Consider the following 20,926-nt stretch of genomic DNA (forward strand, 5'->3'; position numbering starts at 1 on the left):
GATATCCCTCGCAACACCCTTCACAACTGAAAGTTTTGCTATGTCCCGACAAATCAGTTCACTTCTGGCCATCGCGGCTGTCACTGTCGCTCTGACACCGGCAGTGGCGCAGGCCGCCCCCACCAAGCCCAAGAAGGCGGAGCCGGTGGACTGCTCGCAGGTCAAGTGCCTGGCGCTGACCTTCGACGACGGTCCTGGCAAGTACGCGGGCAAGCTGCTCGACACGCTGAAGAAGTACAACGCCAAGGCCACGTTCTTCCTCGAGGGCCAGTACGTGCACGCCCGTCCCACCTTCGTCAAGCGGATGGCGCTCGAGGGGCACGAGCTCGGCAACCACAGCTACACGCACCCGAACTTCACCAATCTCGAGCCGGAGGCCATCCGCTCGGAGATCCAGAAGACCCAGGACGCGGTCAAGAAGGCCTCGGGGGTGACGCCGAAGCTGCTCCGCCCGCCGTTCGGGATGGCGGACACGCAGGTCTCCGAGGTGGCCGCCGAGTTCGACATGCCGATGATCCTTTGGACGGCCGGGTCGCGCGACTGGGCCACCAAGAACGTCAAGGAGATCCAGCAGCAGACCCTGTCGGTGGCCCAGCCGAACGGGATCATCCTCATGCACGACTGGGTCAAGCAGACGGTCGACGGGATGCCGTCGCTCATCAAGACGCTGCAGGCCAAGGGCTACCATCTGGTCACCGTGTCCGAGGTCATCAAGGACGAGAACCTGCAGCCCGGGGACATCTTCCCTGAGCCTGCCGGTTGGGACCAAAAGTGAGTATCGTTCACCTTTAGTCCGACACGAAGGGGAACGCGCATGGTCTTCACGAACTGGGCAGGCAATCAGTCGGCCACTCCCGCGGAGACACGCGTCCCCACCTCGGTCGAGGACGTCGTGCTCGCCGTACAGGACGCGGCCAGGAGCGGACGGCGCGTCCGCATGGTCGGCACGGGCCACTCCTTCACCGGAGTGGCCCTGACCGACGGCATCCTGCTGCGGCCCTCCGGGCTCACCGGGATCAGGTCCGTCGACGGCGACCGGGTGACGGTGCTGGCGGGCACGCCGCTGTGGCGGCTGAACGAGGAGCTCGACCGGCGCGGCCTCGCGCTGGCCAACATGGGCGACATCACCGAGCAGACCGTCGCGGGCGCGATCCAGACCGGCACCCACGGCACGGGCCGCGACAGCGGCGGGCTGGCCGACCAGGTCGCCGAGCTGGAGCTGGTGCTGGCCGACGGGTCGCCGGCGACCGCCAAGCCGGGCGAGGAGCTGTTCGACGCCGCCCGGGTGGGGCTCGGCGCGCTGGGCGTGCTGACGGCGGTGACGTTCCGGGTGGAGCCCGCCTTCCTGCTGCACAACCGGCGCCGGGTGATGACGCTCAGCGGGATCCTGGACTCGCTGGAGGAGATGACGGGCGGCAACGAGCACCTGGACTTCTTCTGGCTGCCGCACACCGACGCGTGCCTGGTCAAGACCAACAACCGGCATCCGGGGCCGGCCAGCCCGCCCAGCCCGCTCAAGCACTGGCTGGACAACGTGCTCCTGGAGAACACCGTGTTCGGGATGGCCTGCGCCGTGGGGGCCCGCTTCCCCGGCGCGATCCCGCGGATCAACGCGATCAGCGCCGCCGCGCTCGGCGACTCGGAGTCGGTCGACACGTCGTACAAGATCTTCACGGCGCGGCGGGACGTGCGCTTCCTGGAGATGGAGTACAACGTGCCGCGCGAGCACCTGGGCCAGGCGCTGCGCGAGACGCGGGACCTGATCGAGAGGATGGACTGGAAGATCACCTTCCCCGTGGAGGTGCGGGTGACGCCGCCCAGCGACGCCTGGCTGTCCACGGCGTACGGCAGGCCGTCGGCCTACATCGCCTGCCACATCTACCGGCCCACGCCGAACCCCGCCTACTTCGAGGGCGTGGAGGAGATCATGGTCAGGCTCGGCGGACGGCCCCACTGGGGCAAGATGCACACGCGCGACGCCGCCTACCTAGCCACTGTTTACCCCCATTTTTCGGACTTTGTGGCGCTTCGTGATCGGCTGGACCCCCACCGGATCTTCGCCAACGACTACCTGGACGTCGTGCTGGGCGCCTGACGCTCACGTTCCCCTTGTTCTGTTACGGCGGGCCGTGGGAACCCACCGCCCGCCGTCGCGCGCCGGCGACGCGGCTCCGGCGTGGCCCTCGTGGTGTGACGGTCGCCCGCCGTCACGGCGCACGGGAACCACGTCCGGGGTCACGGCGTCGCGGCGTCCTGCTCGGGCTGGTCCGCGGGCGGGGATTCCTGCGTGTCGGGATGGGTGGGGCCCGTGCTCGTCGGGCCGTCGCTGGGGATCACCGACGGGTCCACCTGGGGCGACCCTGACGGGGTCGGGGTGGTCGGCTGCTTGGTGGGCGTCTTGGTCGGCGTCGGGGTCGGGGTGGGCGTCGGCGTGGGATCGGGCGTCTTGGTGGCCGGGGTGTAGGACGGGGCGCGGGTGGCGGGGTCGTCCTGCTTGGCCGGGGCCTTGTGGTGGACGGCGGGGGCCGAGTCCTTGGCGCCGCGGGTCTGCTCGTCCACCCGGGAGCCGGAGATGCCCTGGTAGGCCAGGATCGCGCCCATGCTGACGGCGAACACCAGCGACGCGCCCATGCTCATCTTCAGCCACGGCAGCGGGCGCCCGGGCTGCTCGGCGCGCGGCATCACCAGGGTCGTCTCCCCGGAGTCCGATGCGTCCGTGTCGCCCGGTTCGGGAGCGTCACGCCGCTCGGCTTCTGGAGGGTTGCCGGGTGGTTCCGGATCACGCCAGGCGATTACGGTGCGTAGCTTCACCTGCTCGCCGGTGCGCTTGAGGTAGTGGGTGTAGACGGCGCTGCCGATGGTGGTGGCCACGCTCACGATGGCGGCGCCGATCACCGTTCCCGCCACGCCCAGATACGAGGCGGCGACCGCGGCGGTCACCGCGGCCAGGGCGCTTCCCACGATCTGCGGCACGCTCAGCTCGAACTTCCGCTGCTCGCCGCTCATCCCCCGGATCAGTCCTCTCTTGTGCGGTGTTTCGGTAAAAGCTTCCTCGTGAATAGACGCGACCGCGTGTCCTGTTGTTCCTGTGACCTGCGTGACAGGCAGATTCGTCGCCCGTGCCCCGCCGATTCGCAGTGCCCTGCGTGTACGCCGTCGCGGCCCTGGCGACGGCCGTGACAACGGTCGCCCCCCTGGCCACCACACCCGCCTCCGGGATCGCCGGGCCGGAGGAACCCGTCCTCCCCTATATTGTCACTGCCCGTAACCGGGCCGACGCCAGAGACCTGCTGGGCGAGACGCCCTGGCGGGTCCGCCGCTTCTACACCGCCGTGCTGCCCGGCTTCGCCACCTACCTCAGCGCCCAGCAGGCCGCGCGGCTGCGCACCGACGCAAGAGTGCGCGCGCTCGAGCCCGACCGGCGGCTGCGCCGCTCCCTCGCCCACCCGGCCCGGCGCGTTCACCAGCACGGCGGCGCGGGCCGCGGCGTCACCTTCTACGTCGTCGACAGCGGTCTCGACGCCGACCACCACGACCTCGGCGACCGGGCCTGGCGCGCCTACGACGCCACCGGCGGCCGCGAACGGGACTGCGACCACCACGGCACCCGCGTGGCGCGCGCGCTGGCGGGCCGGGCGCACGGCGTGGCGCGCGAGGCCAGGATCGCCTCGGTGCGCGTGCTGGACTGCGCGGGCACCGGCACCCTGTCCGACGTGATCGCGGGGCTCGACTGGATACGCGGGCACGCCAGGGGACCCGCGGTGACGAGCCTGCCGGTCCCGGTCCACTCGGCCGCGCTCGAGATCGCGCTGCACAGACTGGCGCGCGCGGGCGTGCCCGTGGTGACCGGACCCGCGGCGGCCGCCCGGCTCCTGGAGTCCCCTTCTGCTCTCGCGTCTTGGTGGAAGTCCACGACGGCGCGTGATGTCATTCGCCAGAATCCGACGAGGACCCTCCCGGGGCGGCGGTCAATAGCCGAATGAATGACACAAATGTGACCGGCGTCACATCGTCCCGGGCCCATCCCATGAAGGCGATGTTCGGACATGCCGGGTACGGTGCTGGCAGGCAACCGGCACACGCGAGAGACTCAAGGGTCCGGGGGAAGAAACATCGCGCTGACGAAGGGACTCGCATGCAGGAGCTCCGCCTCGTCGCGGTGAGTGAGGACGGCACCTATCTCGTCCTGGCGACTGCCGGACGGGGTACGCGGTTCACGCTCCCCGTGGACGACCGGCTCCGTGCTGCCGTCCGCGGCAACTTCTCCCGTCTCGGCCAGTACGAGATCGAAGTGGAGAGTCCGTTGCGCCCCAAGGAGATCCAGGCTCGCATTCGCGCCGGAGAGACCGCGGAAGAGATCGCCGCGACCGCGGGTATCCCGGTCGAGCGCGTCCGCTGGTTCGAGGGCCCCGTGCTCCAGGAACGGGAGTACGTCGCCCAGCAGGCGCAGCGCGTGGCCGTGCGCATGCCTGGTGAGTCCTCCCCAGGACCGACGCTCGGCGAGCTGGTGGCCGAGCGGCTGACCAGGCGGGGCGTGCCCACCGACGAGATCGACTGGGACTCGGCCAAGCGCGACGACGGCCTGTGGCGGGTCAAGCTCGGCTACGTGTGGAACGGCAACACCAGGCACGCCGAGTGGCTGTTCGACCCGCGCCGCCGCCACGTGACGCCGCACGACGACGAGGCGATGCGCCTGTCGGCGGCCGACTTCGACCCCTCGCCGCCGGTCGAGGACAGCACGGTCACGCCGTTCACGCCCCGGCCGGGCAAGCTCCAGCCGGTGCCGCCGCTGACCTCCGACCCGCGGCCCTTCCCCTCGGTCGTCCGCCAGGACCCCGTCATGCGGCACGAGCCTCCCGCCCGCGCGCCGGAGGCCGGGGAGGACCTGCGGCGTCCCGAGCCTCCCGCCCGCGAGACGGGTTACGCCCGTCCCGGCGAGCCTGTACGGCGGGCCACCCCGTCACCGTGGACGCCGGACTTCGGCGCCCGCGCCCCGGAGCGTCCCCGCGACACCCAGGCCTTCTACGCGCCCGTGTCCCCCACGCTCCCGCCCGAGCGGCCGATGACCCCCGAGCCCACTCCCGCACCCACCACCTACGTGGAGCCCGAGGTGCCGGAGCCACTCCCACCGACCGCGGCGGACAAGGCACCTGAGCCCGCGCCCGCACCGGTCGCGGAGCCCCCGGCTGCCAAGGTCGCCGCGCCCGTGGCCGCACCCGAGCCCGTGGTCACACCCGTGGCCGCGCCCGAGCCCGTCGTCGCACCCGTGGCTACGCCTGAGCCCGTCGTCGCACCCGTGGCCGCGCCCGAGCCCGTAGCTACGCCCGAGCCTGTGGTCGCACCCGTGGCCGTGCCTGAGCCCGTGGCTGCACCCGTGGTCGTGCCCGAGCCTGTGGTCACACCCGAGACCGTGGCCGCATCCGCGCCCGTGGTCGCGCCTGAGCCAGTGACTGCACCCGAGCCCGTGGCTGCGCCCGTGCCCGAGCCCGAGCCCGTGGTCACGCCCGCGTCCGCGCCCGTGGTCGCGCCCGTGGTCGCGCCCGAGCCCGTGGCTGCGCCCGTACCCGAGTCTGTGGCCGTCGCGGAGCCTGTCGCACAGGAGCCCGAGGACCCGGAGGTCCGGGAGCCCGTCGCGGCCGCCGAACCTGTCGCGACCGCCCAGCCCGAGGCCGCCCCGGCCGCGCCTGCATCCGCGGCTGTCGCTCCCGAGCCCGCTGCCCCCGCGCCCGCCGCCGGCCAGGCCGTGCCCGAACCCGCGGCTGTCGCTCCCGAGCCCGTCGCCGCTACCCCCGAACCGGTGGCCGCGCCGGAGCCCGTAGCGGCGCAAGCCGTACCGGAGCCTGTGGTGGAGGTCGTGGCAGAGGTCAAGCCCGAGCCCGCGCCAGAACCCGTGGCGGCGGCTCCCGAGCGTGAGGCCGAGCCCGTGGCCGACACCGCGCCGGAGCCCGTGGCGGCGCAAGCCGTACCGGAAGAGCCTGCCGTACCCGAGAAGGCCGCCGAGCCGGAGAAGGCCGCCGAGCCCGCGGCAGAGCGGCAGGACGCGGCCGGGAAGGGGAAGCCGGCGAAGAAGGTGCCGGCGGCCAGGCCGAGCAAGGAGGGCAAGGACGAGCCCCCCGTGCCGGTGCCGTCGCCGCCGCCCGCACCCGCGGCGCGTCAGGCGCGCAAGGGATCGCGGGGACGGCGTGCGTCGGTGCCCACCTGGGACGAGATCATGTTCGGGGCGCGGAAGTCGGACTGACTCACTCGGCCAGGAACGGCGCCAGCCATTCCGGCGTCACCTCGGCCGACAGCCCGAGCGCCTGCTCCCGCGAGACGTCGATCGCCTCGTAGCCGCCCTTGCCCGCGCCCACGCCCACGATGAGCGTGTACACCCCGGCGCGGCGCTGGAACCACGTCTGGCGCAGCCGCCAGCCCACCACGGCCCTGCGCTCCACCACGGCTTGCGCGCGCCGGAACGAGCCGCTGCGGACCGACAGGCGCACGCCGTCGTAGCCGTGGCCGAGCGACCGGTAGCGGTCGAGCCCGATCGGCACGCCGGCGACCGCGAGCAGCAGCCCGGCGACCGTCAGGGCCCATCCCACCCCGTTCACCTGGGCGGCCGCGACGCCGGCCAGCGCGAGCAGCAGCCACGGGGCGACGGCGCGGAACAGCCGGCGGTTGCGGGCGATGGGCGGGTGCGGGCGCAGCGCCGCCCGGTAGGGGCCGATCGCGCCGGCGGTCACCTGTTCGGCGACCACCCGCGGGACGTCGGGCAGCAGCTGGCCGCGCGTCTCGGAGTCGCCGAGGCCGGTCACGATGGCCCAGGCGCGGGCGACCTTGGCCCAGCGCTCCACCCAGCCCTCGACGAGCTCGTAGCCGCGGACGCGCCGCAGCTCGAGCGAGACGCTGCGCCGGGTCACCAGGCCGCGCTCGGCGACCAGGTAGCCCTCGCGCTCCCTCAGCGTGAAGCCCCAGTTGAAGATCGCGTACATGACGCCGCCGACGAACGGCATCGCCACCACGAGCAGCACCGCCACGGCCAGCAGCAGGTACGGGTGCTCCCACAGCCACTCGCCCGCGCCGATCGCCGCGTCACGGCCGAACCCCAGGTCGTCGCCCCACTGGAAGGCCAGGCCGATGGCGCCACCGGCCAGCGCGAACGGGGTGAGCAGGTACGCCCCCGACAGCGGCCCGTAGAGCAGCCACCTCATCGGGATACGGAAGATCACCCTTTCCCCGGGTTCCTCCGCGGGCCCTGCCGCGGGCACGGCCCCCGCCCTGGTGCGGTGGGTGCGCAGGAGGACGGCCTTGAGCCGCTCGGCCTCCCGCAGGGTCACGCCGTCGAGCTCGCCCTCCTCGTCCTTGCCGCTCGCGCCCGTGTCGATCTTGAGTACGGCCAGGCCCAGCAGGCGGTGCATGGGCGGGGTCGACACGTCCACGCCGCGGATGCGTTCGAGCGGGATCGTCCTGATCGAACGGCTGACGAGCGACTGCTTGATCTCCAGCCGGTCGCCGGCGACCTGGTAGGTGAACGTCAGCCACCGGATCACGGCGAACACCACCGTGCCGACCACGCCGAGCGCGGCCCACACGTACGAGCGGACGGAGAAGCCGCCCACGAACAGCACACCCACCAGGGGCAGGAGCAGCGACGGCAGCATCCGCACCGGGTCGATCAGCAGCACCTTCGGGCTCAGCCGCATCGGCTCCGCGAAGGGCGCCCACCCCTGCGGCCCGGCGGGTGCGGGCGCTGTGCCGTACGGCGGGGCGTCGTTCGGGTCGGAGTGGGTCACGTGGCGTCGTCCCTGAGCTGTTCCGCGCGGTGGGCGAGCCGCTCGGCGAGCCCGGCCGCGACCTGGAAGTCCAGGCCCTTGATCGTGGAGGACCCGGCGTGCGAGGCGGTGCGGATCTCGAGCGTGGCCAGCCCGAGCGAGCGCTCCAGCCAGCCCTGCGCCTTGTCGACCGTCTGGATGCGGCTGACGGGCACGAACACCCATTCCCGCGTCAGGAACCCGGAGCGGGCGTACACCACGTCGCCGGACAGCTCCCAGCGGTGCACGGCGTAGCGGACGAACGGCTCGGCCACCAGGAACGGCGTCGCGAGCACGCCGACGACCACAGGCAGCAGCCAGATGTTCGACGTCAGCCACTCCGGCAGCCACGACCAGTCGTCGGCCCAGGTGGCGAGCAGCAGCGATCCGCCCACCAGGAACACGAACGCGATCAACGATTCGAACAGCCAGAGCCTGACGGCCTTGGGCGAGACGCGGTGCGCCGGATCACGCAACGGGCCAGTTGACATCACGTCACCAAGCTTAGGGCTCCGGCAAATACCAGATCCCCCCGCGAACCGCCCATCCGGGTCGGGTGGGCGAGTGTGACCGATTTTCGCGTCTTCATGTAGCACGAGTTGGCGTGCCCACTTCTCGGGCGGGGTGGGATGCGGCCTGCCGTACCTGATCTCCCGGATGGGGTGAAGCGGCAGGCCAACAGCGGTTATGTACCCCGTGATTCGGTCCTTCTGAGGTCATGCTTGTGTCCAAGCTCACCGCGCCGAGTCCGCGATTCCATCGGAATTCGGGTCGTATCCCGGCCACCGACCCTCGCGAAACGGTCGGCGCATCGCCGAGAGCCGCGTAGCATCATCCGGCATGGGGCTGCGTTACACGGCAAGACGCGTGAGACGCGCCGCTGTCACTGTGACAGCGGTGGTCGCTGTGCTCACCCTGCCGGGTTGCGCGAACTTCATCGGAAGGTCCCAGGCGAAGGAGATAGCTCAGGTCAACGTCTCGAGCCCGGAGCTTCGCGAGGGCAAACCACTGCCCCGCGAGTACTCCTGCGGCGGCACCCAGGGCAGCCCGCCGCTGCGCTGGTCCAGCGAGCCGTTGCCGAACGCCAAGTCGATCGCGATCGTGGTCGACTCCCACACACCGCAGGAATCGGCCGTGAACTGGGTGATGTACAACATCCCCGCCACCACGACCGAGCTGGGTCCCAACGCCGCCGAGCACCCGCAGGGCGCCAGCCAGGCCAAGGGCACCAGTGGCAAAGCGGGCTACCAACCTCCCTGTGGCGACAAGGGCAGCTTCAGGTTCACCGTCTACGAGCTGAACGGCATGGTCACGGTCGGCAAGGACGCGCTTCTCTCCGATGTGCTGAAGAAGATCGCGGACCAGACCATCGCGCGCGGCAGGCTCACGGCGGTCAACATCGAGTGAGATGCCGAACACCGCAGGTAGTAGTGGTTACCAATTCTTCACTTAGGGTGTGACAACGCTCATAGTGGTCCGACACAATCAGATCCAATCGTTAGGCGTTGGTGATCAAAGGGGGCAGATCGCGTCGATGGCCGCGCGATCTCACCGGCGCCGTAAGGAGGCCATGGCTTTGAGGGTGGTGCAATGATCGCGGTCGTAGTGAGCTTGGTCGCTGTCGTGCTCCTCGTGCTCGTCGTCGTGGCACTGGGCATGCGCTCCATGAACAAGAGGGAGAGCTCTCTTCCTCCCGAGCGGCTGAAGCAGATGGCCGAGAAAGAGGAGATGACCCACGCTCGGTCCACGGACGAGTTCGCCGCACACGAACCCCGTATGAACAACTTCAGCCCGGATTTCAGCCCCATCGACGAGGTGAAGGCCCCGAGACCGGTGCGCACGGGCCAGCGTGGCAGGCGTGGCGTAGACGAGTGGGGCAATCCGAGCTCGGACGACGAGGACGAGGAGTTCTGGGCGAACATCCGCAGCGATGCGGAGCACGGCGGCTTCGGCGCCGGCGGCACGGTCGCGGCCCGCAAGGCGGCCCCGGCGCCCGCCGAGCGCGAGCGGGAACGGCCCGTGGCTGACCGGCCGAGAGAGAGGCGGCCGGTCACCGCAGACCCGAACGCGGCCACGGTTCAGGCTCCGCTCCCCCAGCGGACTCCCCCGACGCCCGCCCCCGCGGCGGCCTCCGCCGGGCTGGCAGGACTGGTCGAGCCCGTGCAGCCGCGGTCCGCGCCGACGGCGGCCGACCTGGCGGACCAGCGCACGGTGACGTTCTCCGCGCCGACCGGCGACGTGATGAGCATCCTGGGCGCCGGCGCGAAGCCGGTCCCGCCCACCCGTCCCGACCCGCTGACCTCCAGCGGCTCCTTCTCCAACACGAACGGCTCCGCCGGCGGGTCCTTCCCCGCCGCGAGCTCGAGCGGGTCCTTCCCGGCCGTGAACGGCTCCTCGAGCGGGTCGTTCCCCGCGGTGAGCCCCACCAGCAGCGGGTCCTTCCCGGCCACGCCGCCGAGCCCCATCCACGCCGCGCCGACCAGCGACCCGTTCCCCGCCTACCCGAACGGCGCCGACCCGCTGGCCACCACGTGGACCGGCGGCAGCAGTCCCACCTCCGGCTCCTGGCCCGCGCGTGACGTCCTGGACGAGCCCGCCACGGGCCCCTCGGGTTCGTGGCCCGCGTTCGAGCCGGTCCAGCCGCAGAGCCGCTCCAGCTACGAGGTCCGCTCCGGCTGGGCGGTGGCCGACGACTCCGACCCGCTGACGGGCCCCTCGCCCGCCTCGGGCACCCCCACGGCGCCCAGCCGCGCCGTGTCGGGCTACGACGACGTGCTGTCGGGTCCCACGCAGGCCTCCCAGTCCTTCGCGTACGAGACGGGCGACTACGCCGCCCCCGCCGGCCCCGCCGCCTGGCCCGAGCCGCCCGCCTCCAACGGCAGCTGGCCGAGCTACGGCGAGATGTACGGCACGCCGTCCGAGACGGCCGCCGCTCCCAATGGCAACCACGGCGGTCACCGCCGGGCTCCGGAGAAGCAGGACTACCCCGACTACTACCGCTGACCTACCACCCCTCACGTGGGCGCGCCATCGACCGGGCGCGCCCACAGCCATGTCAGCCCCCGATCCCTCGGGGGCGGCTGTGCCAAGAGTGATGGAAAAGTCACGGTGCGCCCATAATGATCTTGTAAAACACCTTGCGAACGGCATCTGAGCAGGTCAGCGGGGCAATAGAGTCTGGGCACATGATCAGGCTGCTCAAACACGACGTGCCCGCGTCCCTGGTGGTGTTCCTCGTCGCGGTCCCGCTGTCGCTGGGTGTGGCGATGGCCTCGGGGGCGCCGCTGGCGGCGGGGCTGGTGGCCGCGATCGTCGGCGGCATCGTGGCCGGCGCGCTGGGCGGCTCGCCGGCCGTGGTGAGCGGTCCCGCGACCGGCCTGACGCTCGTGGTGGCGGACCTGATACAGACCTACGGCTGGCGGGCCACCTGCATGATCACCCTGCTTGCCGGGGTGCTGCAGCTGGTGCTGGGCGTGTTCAGGGCGGCCAGGGCGGCGCTGGCGGTCTCGCCGGCGGTGGTGCACGGGCTGCTGGCCGGCGTCGGCGTGGTGATCGCGCTGTCGCAGCTGCACGTGGTGCTCGGCGGCAGCCCGCAGCGGTCGGCGCTGGCGAACCTGGTGGAGCTGCCCGCGCAGGTCGCGCAGAAGCACACCCACGCGGTCGCGATAGGCGTGCTGACGATCGCGGTGCTCGCCGTGTGGACGCGGCTGCCCAGGCGGATCAGGGTGGTGCCCGCGCCGCTGCCCGCGCTGATCGTGGCCGCGGCGGTGGCCGCGGTGTGCGGCTGGGACGTGGCCAGGGTCGACCTGTCGGGCGGCCTGGGCGCGTGGGCGTTCCCCGTGCTGCCGCACGGCGACTGGCACAAGATCGCGGCCGCGGTCATGCTGGTGGCGCTGCTGTCGGCGGTGGAGTCGCTGCTGTGCTCGGTCGCGGTGGACGGCATGCACTCCGGCAAGCGGGCCGACCTGGACCAGGAGCTGATGGGCCAGGGCGTGGCCAACATGGTCGCGGGGGCGCTGGGCGGGCTGCCGGTGGCGGGCGCGATCGTGCGCAGCACCGCGAACGTGGCGACCGGGGCGCGCAGCCGCTGGTCGGCGATTCTGCACGGGGTGTGGGTGCTGCTGTTCCTGTGCGGGTTCGCCTGGACGATCAAGCTGATCCCGAGCGCGGCGCTGGCGGCGTTGCTGGTGTTCATCGGCGTGCAGATGGTGAACCTGGGTCACATCAGGAAGGTGCACGGGCACGGCGAGGTGCCGGTCTACCTGGTGACGATGTGCTCGGTGATCGTGCTCGGGCTGGGGGAAGGGGTGCTGGCGGGGCTCGGGCTCGCGGCGCTGCTGGCGCTACGCAGGCTGACCTGGGTCACGGTCAGGGTCGAGCAGGAGCAGGACGGCCGCGTCCATGCCATGATCTCGGGGTCGCTGACGTTCCTGGGCGTGCCGCGGCTGACCAGGGAGCTGCGGGCCATCCCTGCCGGGGCGGCGGTGGACCTGGATCTCAACATCGACTTCATGGACAACGCCGCCTTCGAGGCGATCCACTCCTGGCGGCTGGACCACGAGCGGCTGGGCGGCAGCGTCGACATCGACGAGCTGCACGACGAGTGGTACGCGATGTCGGCCAGCGGGTCGCGGATGTTCCCCGCCAAGACGCCGCCTCGCGCGCCGGACCGGTGGTGGCTGCCGTGGTCGCATCGCAGGTGGCGTTCGCGGCGGCCTGCCGTACCGTCGCAGGGCGGGCCGGCCGAGGTGGAGTGCCAGCTGACGGCGGGGGCGCGCGAGTTCCACCGGCGGACGGCGCCGCTGGTGCGGCCGATCTTCAGCCAGCTGGCGCGCAAGCAGCAGCCCTCGCACCTGTTCATCACCTGCGCCGACTCGCGGGTCGTGCCGAGCCTGATCACCGCGAGCGGGCCCGGCGACCTGTTCACGGTGCGCAACATCGGCAACCTGGTGCCGCGCAAGGGCGCCTCGGACGACTCGGTGGTGGCGGCGATCGAGTACGCGACGCAGGTGCTGAGCGTGCGGACGATCACCGTGTGCGGGCATTCGGGGTGCGGGGCGATGGCGGGGCTGCTCAGCGCGGGGGTCAAGGCGGGCAGCCTGCCGGGGCTGCGGCGGTGGCTGCGGCACGGCCACCACAGCCTGGCGCGCTTCATCGAGGACGAGTGGGACGCGGATCCGCTGGACACGCTGTGCCGCGTCAATGTGCGCCAGCAGCTGGACAACCTGCTCACCTACGGCAAGATCCGCGAGCAGGTGGACGCGGGGAACCTGGAGCTGGTGGGGCTGTATTTCGACATCGGCTCGGCTCGGGTGCACATGCTGTCGTCTACGCTCTCCGTGAAGATCTGATTCATCGGGGTTCGTGCCGCCAAGAATGAGAACCATGAGAGTTCTGGTTCTTGGCGGCTCCGGTTTCCTCGGTCGTGCCATCGTCGAAGAGTCGCTCGCGCGCGGACATCAGGTCACGACGTTCAACCGGGGGCAGAGCAACCCCGACGTGCCGGGGGTCGAGCCGATCCACGGCGACCGGGGGGTGACGGCCGACCTGGAGCGGCTGGTCGACGGGCGCTCCTGGGACCTGGTGATCGACGTGAACGGCTACGTGCCACGCGTGGTGGGCGAGACGGCGCGGCTGCTGTCGGGGCACGCGCCCGGCTACGTGTTCATCTCCACGGTCTCGGCCGTGAAGGACTTCCCCGACAAGCCGGCCACGGACGAGTCCGACATCTGGGACTGCGCACCCGACGCGGGCCCCGACGACGGCGACTACGGCGTGCTGAAGGCGGGCTGCGAGCGTGCCGTCGAGGAGGGCTTCGACGGCAACGTGCTGATCGTCCAGCCGGGGCTCATCCTCGGCCCGTACGAGAACGTGGCCAGGCTGCCGTGGTGGCTGACCCGGATCTCGCACGGCGGCCAGGTGCTGGCCCCCGGCGAGCCCGACCGGCCGATGCAGCTCATCGACGCCCGCGACGTCGCTGCCTTCACGCTGGACCACGGCGAGAAGGGCACCCGTGACCGCTTCATGGTCACCGGCCCGGCGGGCAACACCACCTACGGCGCGTGGCTGGAGCTGTGCAAGCAGGTCACGGGGTCGGACGCCGAGTTCGTCTGGGTGGAGGACGACTTCCTGAAGGAGCACGAGGTCGGCGAGTTCGTCGAGTTGCCCCTGTGGGCGGCGGACGAAGCCACGCGGGACAACTTCTGGGCCATCTCCACCGCCAAGGCCGAGGCGGCCGGGCTGCGCGTCCGCCCGGTGGCCGAGATGGTCCGCGACACCTGGGAGTGGCTGCGCCACATCCCCGAGGATGAGCGGGTGTACGGCTCGCGCATGCGCCACGGCATCGCCCCCGACAAGGAGGCCACCGTCCTGGCGGCCTGGGCTAGCCGCTGAGCCTGCCGGAGGCGCGGCGCCAGGCCGCCTCCGTGAAGGGATTGGCCGCGCTCTCCACATCGCCGTCGGCGGAGTCCGTATAGGCCTCCATGACGAGCGACCCCGATCGCACGATGGTGAGCATGAACTCCGGGTGTGACAGGTGCGGCCATGGGCTGGGCGTGAGCGTCGTCTTGACGGCGCTCACCTCGGCGCCGGAGATGTCAGGCAGGTCGGTCACCTTGGTGATTGTCACGGTGATGCGCTTGCCGTTGTAGTACTTCACCTTGAGCCGGGCGCATCCGGCGGGGACGGCCTGCCGCGGCGGCTTGGCCATCGTGATGAGCGTCTCACCGTAGAAGTGGCCCATGGCGGTGATCATGGACAGCGCGGCGGGCCGCCCCCACGTGCGCTTGTCGATGGCCAGGCCCGCGGTGGCGCTGGTCTTGCAGCGGGCGGGCAGCCGACTGAAAGCCCAGCCGCTTTCGCCTGCCATGACCGAGTCCGCCGTGCCCGATCGAACCTTTTCCGCCTTCTTGCCGGCCCAGGTCGTGATCAGTGCCCGCTTGAGCTGCTTGGCGGTGGGATCGCCGGCGGCCTGCGCGTCCTGCGCGAGCAGGGGGAGAAGGGCCAGGGTCAGGGTGCTGAGAACGAGTGCGTGTCGCATGGCGCCGATAATGGGCACAGGGAGGTTGCGGAGTGCGTATATGTCTCCGTATAACCGATCATTGTGCGCGTCTCGGTGCTCGGTCCTATCGAGGTCGCCGGGGTACGGCTGACCGCGCCGAAACCGGGGACCCTGCTGGCGACGCTGGTCGCGGCCGCCGGTGAGGCGGTCTCGAACGACAGGCTCGTGAACGCGCTCTGGCCTGACCGGATGCCCCGCTCCGCGGTGGACAACCTGCGCGTCTACGTGGCTCAGGTGCGGCGCACGCTGGGCCAGGAGGGTCTGCTGGTCTCGCGGCACGGCGGCTACGCGCTGATCCTGGCCGGCGACGAGCTCGACGCGGGGATCTTCGACGAGCGCGAGCGCACCGCTCGCGCCCTGGCCGCGGACAACGACCTCCAGGCCGCCGCGCGGACGGCCCGGCAGGCGCTGGACCTGTGGCGCGGGCCGGTATTCGACGGCCTGGAGCTGCCGGACGCCGCCAGGGACTACGCGCGCCGGCTGGAGGAGAGGCGGGCCGTCCTCACCGAGGACTGGATCGACCTCGAGCTCGCGCTCGGGCATCACCGCGACATGGTGGGTGAACTGCGCGCGCTGGTGGGCGCCCATCCGCTGCGCGAGCGCCTGTACGGCCAGCTCATGCTCGCCCTGCACCGCTCCGGCCGGCGTGCGGAGGCGCTTGAGGTCTACCGGTCGGCCCGCCGGGTGCTGATCGACGAACTCGGGCTGGAACCGGGCGCGGAACTGCGCGCGATCGAATCCGACATCCTCCGCGAGGAGCACGCGCCTCCTCCTCCGCCGCCGACCGGTCCGGTCAGCATCACCGTGAAGGCGCGGAGACGGCAGGCGGTGCGGGTGCTGAGGTCCGCGGCCCTCGCGCTCCTCCTGCTGCTCCAGGCACCCCAGCCGCCGCGGCCCACGAGGCCGGTGCGGCAGCACCCCGTGGCCGCGCCCGCGGTGACGCTGCTGCCCGGCGTGGCCGGCGACGGCGTCCTCACCATGGCCACGTTGCTGCCGATGACGGGAAGCCTGTACTTCCTCGGCGATGCCATGTCCACCGGCGCCGACCTGGCCGTGCAGGACGTCAACGCCGCCGGTGGCGTGCTCGGCCATCCGGTCCGGTTGCTCAAAGCGGATTCGGGGGACGCGACCAACGACCTGGCCCTGCCCGCCGTCCAGCAGATGATCAAGAATCACGCCGATGTGGTGATCGGACCGGGCTCCAGCACGGTCTCGGAGACGATCATGGACGCCGTGACCGAGGCCGACATGGTCATGATCTCTCCGTCCGCCGCGGCGAGCATGCTGTCGACCGCGTACGACAGGGGTCTGTTCTTCAGGACCGTGGCCTCCAACACCCTGCAGGGCACGCTGCTCGGCCGGCTCGTGGTCGAGGACGGGAACCGGACAGCCGCCTTCGTCGCGCTGGACGACCCCTACGGCGACGAGCTGGTCGACACGGCGGAAGCCGTGCTGAAGACCAGCGGCGTCGAGGTGGTCAAGAAGGTCAGGTATCCCGAGGACCATCCGGGCTTCTCCCGTCTCGGACCGATCGACGCCGACGCGCTGATCATGATCGGGTTCGAGGAGACCGCGCAGCTCATGCAGCGGCTGCACCGCGGGAGCCAGCGCTGGTATCTGGTGGACGCCAACCTCCACGACTACTCGTCCGACCTGCCCAGGGGCGCTCTCACCGGGGTCCGCGGGATCGTGGCGGAGGCCGACGTCAGCACGGCGTTCAAGGACCGGATGCGGGCGATGGACCCTTCGTTGACCGACTTCCGCTATGCCGTGGAGAGCTACGACGCGGTGGTGGTCGCGGCACTGGCCGCGCGGGCGGCCGGCGGGGATCTCGGACCCTCGATCGCGGGGCGGATGGCGTCGGTGAGCGGCGGCGGGCAGCGGTGCACGTCCTTCGCCGAGTGTGCCCGGCTGCTGGAGGCGGGTGCGGACATCGACTACGACGGGCTCAGCGGGCGCATCGAGTTCGACGGCAACGGCGACGTGGCCGAGGGCACGTTCGGGGTCTTCACCTACGGCCCGGGCAACACCTACTCCAGGACCGCCACGCGGGTGGTGCGCCGGTGACGGAAACGCCGGGAGGCCTGAGTGTGTATTCCTCCGCAGACCGGGACGAAGGCGCCGGTCTAGCCTCGGGTGTGCGCGAGGAAGCATGGTCCCCCCTCGCGCGGTGTCGGTCCTGACTCCCAGGGGCCGGAGGGGCGGAGGTTCCCATACCTCCGCCCCTCGCGCGCAGTCACAGGGGCTCGACGACGGCCTCCAGGTAGTCAGCGTCGACAACCAGGGTGCCGTCGTCGGACCGGTTGTGCGCCTCCCAGACGCCGATCATGTCCTCGCGCATCGCCTCCCGCCGGTCCTCCGGCAGGACGGCGAAGGCCGCCTTGGCCGGGCCGTACCACTGTCTGAAGGCGTCGACGGCCTGCGCGGCCGACGGATAGCGAAAGGGCTGGCGGCGCCCGGCCGTGCGGATGTCGCAGCCGTCGAACAGCTCGCGCAGCCCCTCCTCCGTGCCCCAGGCGAAGGGCGAGCGCGGCGGTGGCGAGGCCTGCAGGTGCTTGGCGATCGTGCGGGCGTACTCGGCGATGACGCCGTCAGGGGTCCACGCGGTCAGCCCGATCCGCCCGCGGGTGACGCGGCGCAGCTCGCCCGCGGCCCGTTCCGGGTCGGCGGCGAACATCACCCCGAACGTGGACACCGCTGCGTCGAAGGAACCGTCGTCGAAGGGCAGCTCCTGCACGTCCGCGACCCGGACGGCCAGCGGCAGCCCCTCCCGGGCCGCCAGCTCGCGGGCCTGGTCGAGGTAGGCGGGCACCAGGTCGACGGCGGTGACCTCGCAGAAGCGCCGCGCGGCCGTGACGGACACGACGCCGGTGCCCGCGGCGGCGTCCAGGACGCGCTCGCCGGGGCGCAGGTCCAGCTCCTCGCAGAGGCGTTCGGCGTACACGGGCGGCAGGTGGGCGGCCAGTTTTCCAAGGTCGCCCAGGAACCAGGGGTTTTCGCTCATGCTCGCGACGCTAGGCACCGCGGCCCCTCCCGCGCTTCGCCCGTACGGGCCATCCGCGGCCGTGGCCCGAACGGGTCACAGCAGCCCGGTGCGCAGCGCGTGCGCCACGGCCGCCGTCCGCGAGGTCAGGCCCAGCCTGGCCAGGATGTTGGCCACGTGCCGCTTCACGGTGTGCTCGCTGACCTGCAGCCGCGTGGCCATCTCCCGGTTGGTGAGCCCGGCGGCCACCAGCCGCAGGATCTCCACCTGCCTCCCGGTGAGCTCCTGCGGGGCCAGGGTGCCGAGGAAGGCCGTGGCCCTGGCGGCGTCGGCGGTGGCGCCGAGCCGGACGAACTCCTCCCTGGCCGCGCGGGCCTCCTCGGTCGCGCCGGGTCCGAGCCTGGCCGCCAGGTCGAGCCGGACCCTGGCCGCGCCGTACGGATCGCCCGCCCGGGTGAAGGCCGCCACGGCCCGTTCCAGCCGCGCGCCGTCGCCGAGCAGCCCGAGCGCCCAGTCGGCGGAGGCGCGCACCGCGGCCGTGCCGATCTCCTCCGCCAGCGCGTCCAGCTCCCGGGCCGCCCCCGGCACCCGTTCGGGGCGGCCCGCCGCCACCCCGGCGCGGACCAGCACCTCGAGCACCGGCGCCCGGGCCAGCCCGTGCGCCCCGGCCAGGAGCCGCTCGGCGAGTTCCAGCGCCTCGGCCGCCTCGCCCAGGTCGAGGTGCAGCTCGACCAACCCGAGCCGGGCCGCGGGCGCGGCACGGCCGCGCCGCAGCAGCTCGCCCGCCTCCGCTGACTGCCCCTGCCGCCGGCGCAGCTCGCCGAGCCTGGCCCACGCCTCGGCCGCCAGCACCGGCCGGGTCTCGAGCGCGCGGGCGGCCGTGGTCAGCTCGGTCTCGGCGCCCGCCCAGTCGCCCTGCCACAGCAGCACCGTGCCGTAGTGGGTACGGCAGCGGGCGTACGGCGAGCCCAGGTTGAGCCGCCGGCAGAACTCCATCGTCCGCAGGCTCCACTGCCTGGCCCGCTCCCAGTCCCTGGCATGCTCGCAACCCTGGACGAGGTAGCAGCTGGGCACCCAGACCGAGGCCACCTCGGCGGTCTCGCCCGCCAGCGCGGCTGCCACGGCCTCGTCGAGCAGCGGCATGCCCGCCCCGATGCGGCCCATCGCCACCGCTGCCAGCCCCGCCACGGCCATGGCCTGCACCTCGAGGTCGGGCGAGAGGCCGGGCGAGCCGCGGACCTCGGCCGCGCGCCGCGCCGCGTCCGCCGGGTCGCCGCGGTGCAGCGCGGCCATCGCCAGGAACAGCGCCAGCAGCGGCGAGCCGGGATCGAGGCGTTCCGCGCGCCGGAACCAGCCCTGGGCGACGGCGTCCTCCCCGCGCAGCTGCAGGGCCGCGTTGCCGAGCCAGGCCGCCGCCCTGGCCGCTCCGGCGTCGTCCCCCGTTTCCCGGTAGCCGCGGTAGGCCTGCTCGTAGCGGCGGAAGATCTCCTGGTCGTCGTCCATCCACCAGGCGGCGGCCGCCATGCCCTCCGCGGCCGCGGGGCCCCGCTCGCCGGCGAAGGCCCGGTAGGCCGCCGCCCAGTCGCCCTCCCGCAGCAGTTGCTCTGCCCGCATGCTCCTACGGTAGTCAGCATGACGTGGCTGACTGATCGGTTCGGGCTGGACGTGCCCCTGGTGGGGGCTCCGCTGGCGGGCGTGGCTGACGGGCGGCTCGCGGCCGCCATCTCGCGCGCGGGGGCGCTGGGCATGCTCGGCGTGCCCGCGACGGGCGCCGCCTCGTGGATCACGGCGCAGGCCGCGACGTGCGCGGCGGGCGGGCGGCCGTACGGGATCGGGCTCATGGCCTGGGCGCTCACGGGCGAGCAGCTCGAGGCCGTGCTGGCGGCACGGCCCGCGCTGGTGTCGGTGAGCTTCGGGCCCTACGCGAAGTACGTCGAGGAGTTGCGGCGAGCAGGCATCACGGTCGTCACGCAGGCGGGCACGACCGACGAGGCGATGGCCGCCGAGCAGGCCGGGGTGGACGCCGTGGTGGCGCGCGGCGGCGAGGGCGGCGGGCACGGGCGCAACGACGTGGGCACGCTGCCGCTGCTGCAGGGCGTGCTTGACGCGGTGCGGATCCCGGTGCTGGCCGCGGGCGGCATCGCCACCTGGCGGGGCATGGCCGCGGTGCTCGCCGCGGGAGCGGCCGGGGCCTGGGTGGGCACGGCGTTCCTGGGCTGCGTGGAGACCACGCTGTCGGACGCGGCGGCCGCGCAGGTGCTGGACGCCCGCGAGACGGACACCGCCTACGGGCGGGTCTTCGACGTGGCGCAGCAGCTCGCCTGGCCCGTCGAGTACGGCGGGCGGTCGCTGCGCAACGGCTACTTCACCAGGTGGGAGGGCCGGGAGGACGAGCTGGCCACCTCCCCCGAGGGCCGTGCGGAGCTGAAGCCCGGCGGCTACGTGTACGCGGGCCAGGCCGTCGGCCTGGTCCGCGAGCGCCGCACGGCCGCTGAGGTCGTTCAGTCGATGTCGACGGGCAACTCGTAGATCTCCGACGTCGGGTGGCCCGCCTTCTCGTGGACCCGCAGCACCGCTTCCTTGGACGGACCGGTGGACAGGCAGAACACCTTGCCCGACTCCGGGTCCATCCAGGCGTGCTCGAAGTGCACGCCCTCGGAGCCTTCGATGGCCAGGTCCTGCTCGTGGGCCTGGCGCAGCTCGTCCTCGGAGACGCCGACGAAGCCGCTGTGCACGTCCATGAACTTCATGGTCTGCTCCCTTCGTAGTGCGGGAAAGGTGCGACCCACACTCAGCCTAGACCTCGAGCTCACATTCGAATCTGTTATTCGATCTCGACGGGCAGCTCGTAGACCTCCTCCGTGGGGTGCCCGGCCTTCTCGTGGACCCGCATGACCGCCTCCTTCGACGGGCCGGAGGACAGGCAGAACACCTTGCCCGACTCCGGGTCGAGCCAGGCCCTCTCGAAGTGCACGCCCTCGGTGCCCTCGATCGCCAGGTCACGCTCGTGCGCCTCGCGCAGCTGCTCCTCGGTCACGCCGACGAACCCGCTGTGCACGTCCATGAACTTCGCCATGGTCTGCTCCTTTCGTC

The 20,926-nt window shown here is 72.1% G+C and carries 18 protein-coding genes; 10 read left to right on the forward strand and 8 right to left on the reverse strand.

The features are described 5' to 3' along the window. The first annotated feature begins 40 nt into the window (after positions 1-40). Both KIK09_RS17445 and KIK09_RS17450 read left to right on the forward strand, forming a co-directional pair. Complete coding sequence (locus KIK09_RS17445; protein WP_214320257.1) at positions 41-775, forward strand: polysaccharide deacetylase family protein; 735 nt, start codon at positions 41-43, stop codon at positions 773-775. Positions 776-814: 39 nt separating this feature from the next. Next, entirely contained in the window at positions 815-2,095 is a 1,281-nt protein-coding gene (locus KIK09_RS17450) for a D-arabinono-1,4-lactone oxidase (protein ID WP_214320258.1), read from the forward strand. 140 nt (positions 2,096-2,235) lie between these two features. On the opposite strand, the gene KIK09_RS17455 is transcribed toward KIK09_RS17450, so the two are convergent. Next, a complete protein-coding gene (locus KIK09_RS17455) occupies positions 2,236-3,006 on the reverse strand; it encodes a hypothetical protein (RefSeq protein WP_214320259.1) in 771 nt (256 codons plus the stop codon). A 140-nt stretch (positions 3,007-3,146) separates the two neighbouring features. Between KIK09_RS17455 and KIK09_RS17460 the strand changes: the two genes are divergently transcribed. Both KIK09_RS17460 and sepH read left to right on the forward strand, forming a co-directional pair. Beyond that, positions 3,147-3,983 carry a S8 family serine peptidase gene (locus KIK09_RS17460; protein WP_214320260.1) on the forward strand — a complete coding sequence of 279 codons (837 nt, stop codon included), beginning with the start codon at positions 3,147-3,149 and terminating at the stop codon, positions 3,981-3,983. 152 nt (positions 3,984-4,135) lie between these two features. Beyond that, entirely contained in the window at positions 4,136-6,238 is a 2,103-nt protein-coding gene (gene sepH / locus KIK09_RS57765) for a septation protein SepH (RefSeq protein ID WP_250573223.1), read from the forward strand. Position 6,239: 1 nt separating this feature from the next. On the opposite strand, the gene KIK09_RS17470 is transcribed toward sepH, so the two are convergent. Together KIK09_RS17470 and KIK09_RS17475 are read right to left on the reverse strand one after the other, a co-directional pair. Beyond that, positions 6,240-7,772, reverse strand: a complete 1,533-nt coding sequence (locus tag KIK09_RS17470; RefSeq protein WP_308164155.1) for a PH domain-containing protein — start codon at positions 7,770-7,772, stop codon at positions 6,240-6,242. Then, a complete protein-coding gene (locus KIK09_RS17475) occupies positions 7,769-8,281 on the reverse strand; it encodes a PH domain-containing protein (RefSeq protein ID WP_214320721.1) in 513 nt (170 codons plus the stop codon). The genes KIK09_RS17470 and KIK09_RS17475 overlap by 4 nt, the downstream gene beginning before the upstream one ends. Before the next feature lie 406 nt (positions 8,282-8,687). Between KIK09_RS17475 and KIK09_RS17480 the strand changes: the two genes are divergently transcribed. From KIK09_RS17480 to KIK09_RS17495, 4 genes are all read left to right on the forward strand, one after another. Further along, positions 8,688-9,197 carry a YbhB/YbcL family Raf kinase inhibitor-like protein gene (locus tag KIK09_RS17480; protein ID WP_308164156.1) on the forward strand — a complete coding sequence of 170 codons (510 nt, stop codon included), beginning with the start codon at positions 8,688-8,690 and terminating at the stop codon, positions 9,195-9,197. 183 nt (positions 9,198-9,380) lie between these two features. Beyond that, positions 9,381-10,793 carry a hypothetical protein gene (locus tag KIK09_RS17485; RefSeq protein ID WP_214320262.1) on the forward strand — a complete coding sequence of 471 codons (1,413 nt, stop codon included), beginning with the start codon at positions 9,381-9,383 and terminating at the stop codon, positions 10,791-10,793. Between the two features lie 182 nt (positions 10,794-10,975). Continuing rightward, a complete protein-coding gene (locus tag KIK09_RS17490; protein ID WP_214320263.1) occupies positions 10,976-13,141 on the forward strand; it encodes a SulP family inorganic anion transporter in 2,166 nt (721 codons plus the stop codon). 34 nt (positions 13,142-13,175) lie between these two features. Beyond that, complete coding sequence (locus tag KIK09_RS17495; protein WP_214320264.1) at positions 13,176-14,183, forward strand: NAD-dependent epimerase/dehydratase family protein; 1,008 nt, start codon at positions 13,176-13,178, stop codon at positions 14,181-14,183. Here KIK09_RS17495 and KIK09_RS17500 read toward each other — a convergent pair. Beyond that, positions 14,173-14,829 (reverse strand): hypothetical protein, encoded by a 657-nt coding sequence (locus KIK09_RS17500; RefSeq protein ID WP_214320265.1) that lies wholly within the window; start codon positions 14,827-14,829, stop codon positions 14,173-14,175. The genes KIK09_RS17495 and KIK09_RS17500 overlap by 11 nt on opposite strands. 75 nt (positions 14,830-14,904) lie before the next feature. Here KIK09_RS17500 and KIK09_RS17505 point away from each other — a divergent pair, with 75 nt between their 5' ends. Further along, positions 14,905-16,917: a BTAD domain-containing putative transcriptional regulator gene (locus KIK09_RS17505; protein ID WP_214320266.1), complete on the forward strand. Its 2,013-nt coding sequence runs from the start codon at positions 14,905-14,907 to the stop codon at positions 16,915-16,917. A gap of 169 nt (positions 16,918-17,086) precedes the next feature. On the opposite strand, the gene KIK09_RS17510 is transcribed toward KIK09_RS17505, so the two are convergent. Both KIK09_RS17510 and KIK09_RS59205 read right to left on the reverse strand, forming a co-directional pair. Then, positions 17,087-17,854 carry a class I SAM-dependent methyltransferase gene (locus tag KIK09_RS17510; RefSeq protein ID WP_214320267.1) on the reverse strand — a complete coding sequence of 256 codons (768 nt, stop codon included), beginning with the start codon at positions 17,852-17,854 and terminating at the stop codon, positions 17,087-17,089. A 75-nt stretch (positions 17,855-17,929) separates the two neighbouring features. Continuing rightward, positions 17,930-19,447, reverse strand: coding sequence for a LuxR C-terminal-related transcriptional regulator (locus tag KIK09_RS59205; RefSeq protein WP_214320268.1), 1,518 nt, complete (start codon positions 19,445-19,447; stop codon positions 17,930-17,932). Between the two features lie 18 nt (positions 19,448-19,465). On the opposite strand from KIK09_RS59205, the gene KIK09_RS17520 reads away from it, so the two are divergent. After that, a complete protein-coding gene (locus tag KIK09_RS17520) occupies positions 19,466-20,362 on the forward strand; it encodes an NAD(P)H-dependent flavin oxidoreductase (RefSeq protein WP_214320269.1) in 897 nt (298 codons plus the stop codon). On the opposite strand, the gene KIK09_RS17525 is transcribed toward KIK09_RS17520, so the two are convergent. Together KIK09_RS17525 and KIK09_RS17530 are read right to left on the reverse strand one after the other, a co-directional pair. After that, entirely contained in the window at positions 20,335-20,583 is a 249-nt protein-coding gene (locus KIK09_RS17525) for an SCO4226 family nickel-binding protein (protein ID WP_214320270.1), read from the reverse strand. The genes KIK09_RS17520 and KIK09_RS17525 overlap by 28 nt on opposite strands. 74 nt (positions 20,584-20,657) lie before the next feature. Next, a complete protein-coding gene (locus KIK09_RS17530; RefSeq protein WP_214320271.1) occupies positions 20,658-20,909 on the reverse strand; it encodes an SCO4226 family nickel-binding protein in 252 nt (83 codons plus the stop codon). Positions 20,910-20,926 lie beyond the last annotated feature (17 nt).

Source organism: Nonomuraea sediminis (assembly GCF_018531495.1).
In the GTDB taxonomy this organism is placed as follows: Bacteria; Actinomycetota; Actinomycetes; order Streptosporangiales; family Streptosporangiaceae; genus Nonomuraea; species Nonomuraea sediminis.

Excerpts from the sequence above, each read along its gene's own strand:
- KIK09_RS17445 (WP_214320257.1), top strand. The coding sequence starts at position 41 with ATGTCCCGACAAATCAGTTCACTTCTGGCCATCGCGGCTGTCACTGTC.
- KIK09_RS17450 (WP_214320258.1), top strand. The coding sequence starts at position 815 with ATGGTCTTCACGAACTGGGCAGGCAATCAGTCGGCCACTCCCGCGGAG.
- KIK09_RS17455 (WP_214320259.1), bottom strand. The coding sequence starts at position 3,006 with ATGAGCGGCGAGCAGCGGAAGTTCGAGCTGAGCGTGCCGCAGATCGTG.
- sepH (WP_250573223.1), top strand. The coding sequence starts at position 4,136 with ATGCAGGAGCTCCGCCTCGTCGCGGTGAGTGAGGACGGCACCTATCTC.
- KIK09_RS17475 (WP_214320721.1), bottom strand. The coding sequence starts at position 8,281 with ATGTCAACTGGCCCGTTGCGTGATCCGGCGCACCGCGTCTCGCCCAAG.
- KIK09_RS17485 (WP_214320262.1), top strand. The coding sequence starts at position 9,381 with ATGATCGCGGTCGTAGTGAGCTTGGTCGCTGTCGTGCTCCTCGTGCTC.
- KIK09_RS17490 (WP_214320263.1), top strand. The coding sequence starts at position 10,976 with ATGATCAGGCTGCTCAAACACGACGTGCCCGCGTCCCTGGTGGTGTTC.
- KIK09_RS17495 (WP_214320264.1), top strand. The coding sequence starts at position 13,176 with ATGAGAGTTCTGGTTCTTGGCGGCTCCGGTTTCCTCGGTCGTGCCATC.
- KIK09_RS17500 (WP_214320265.1), bottom strand. The coding sequence starts at position 14,829 with ATGCGACACGCACTCGTTCTCAGCACCCTGACCCTGGCCCTTCTCCCC.
- KIK09_RS17510 (WP_214320267.1), bottom strand. The coding sequence starts at position 17,854 with ATGAGCGAAAACCCCTGGTTCCTGGGCGACCTTGGAAAACTGGCCGCC.
- KIK09_RS59205 (WP_214320268.1), bottom strand. The coding sequence starts at position 19,447 with ATGCGGGCAGAGCAACTGCTGCGGGAGGGCGACTGGGCGGCGGCCTAC.
- KIK09_RS17520 (WP_214320269.1), top strand. The coding sequence starts at position 19,466 with ATGACGTGGCTGACTGATCGGTTCGGGCTGGACGTGCCCCTGGTGGGG.
- KIK09_RS17525 (WP_214320270.1), bottom strand. The coding sequence starts at position 20,583 with ATGAAGTTCATGGACGTGCACAGCGGCTTCGTCGGCGTCTCCGAGGAC.
- KIK09_RS17530 (WP_214320271.1), bottom strand. The coding sequence starts at position 20,909 with ATGGCGAAGTTCATGGACGTGCACAGCGGGTTCGTCGGCGTGACCGAG.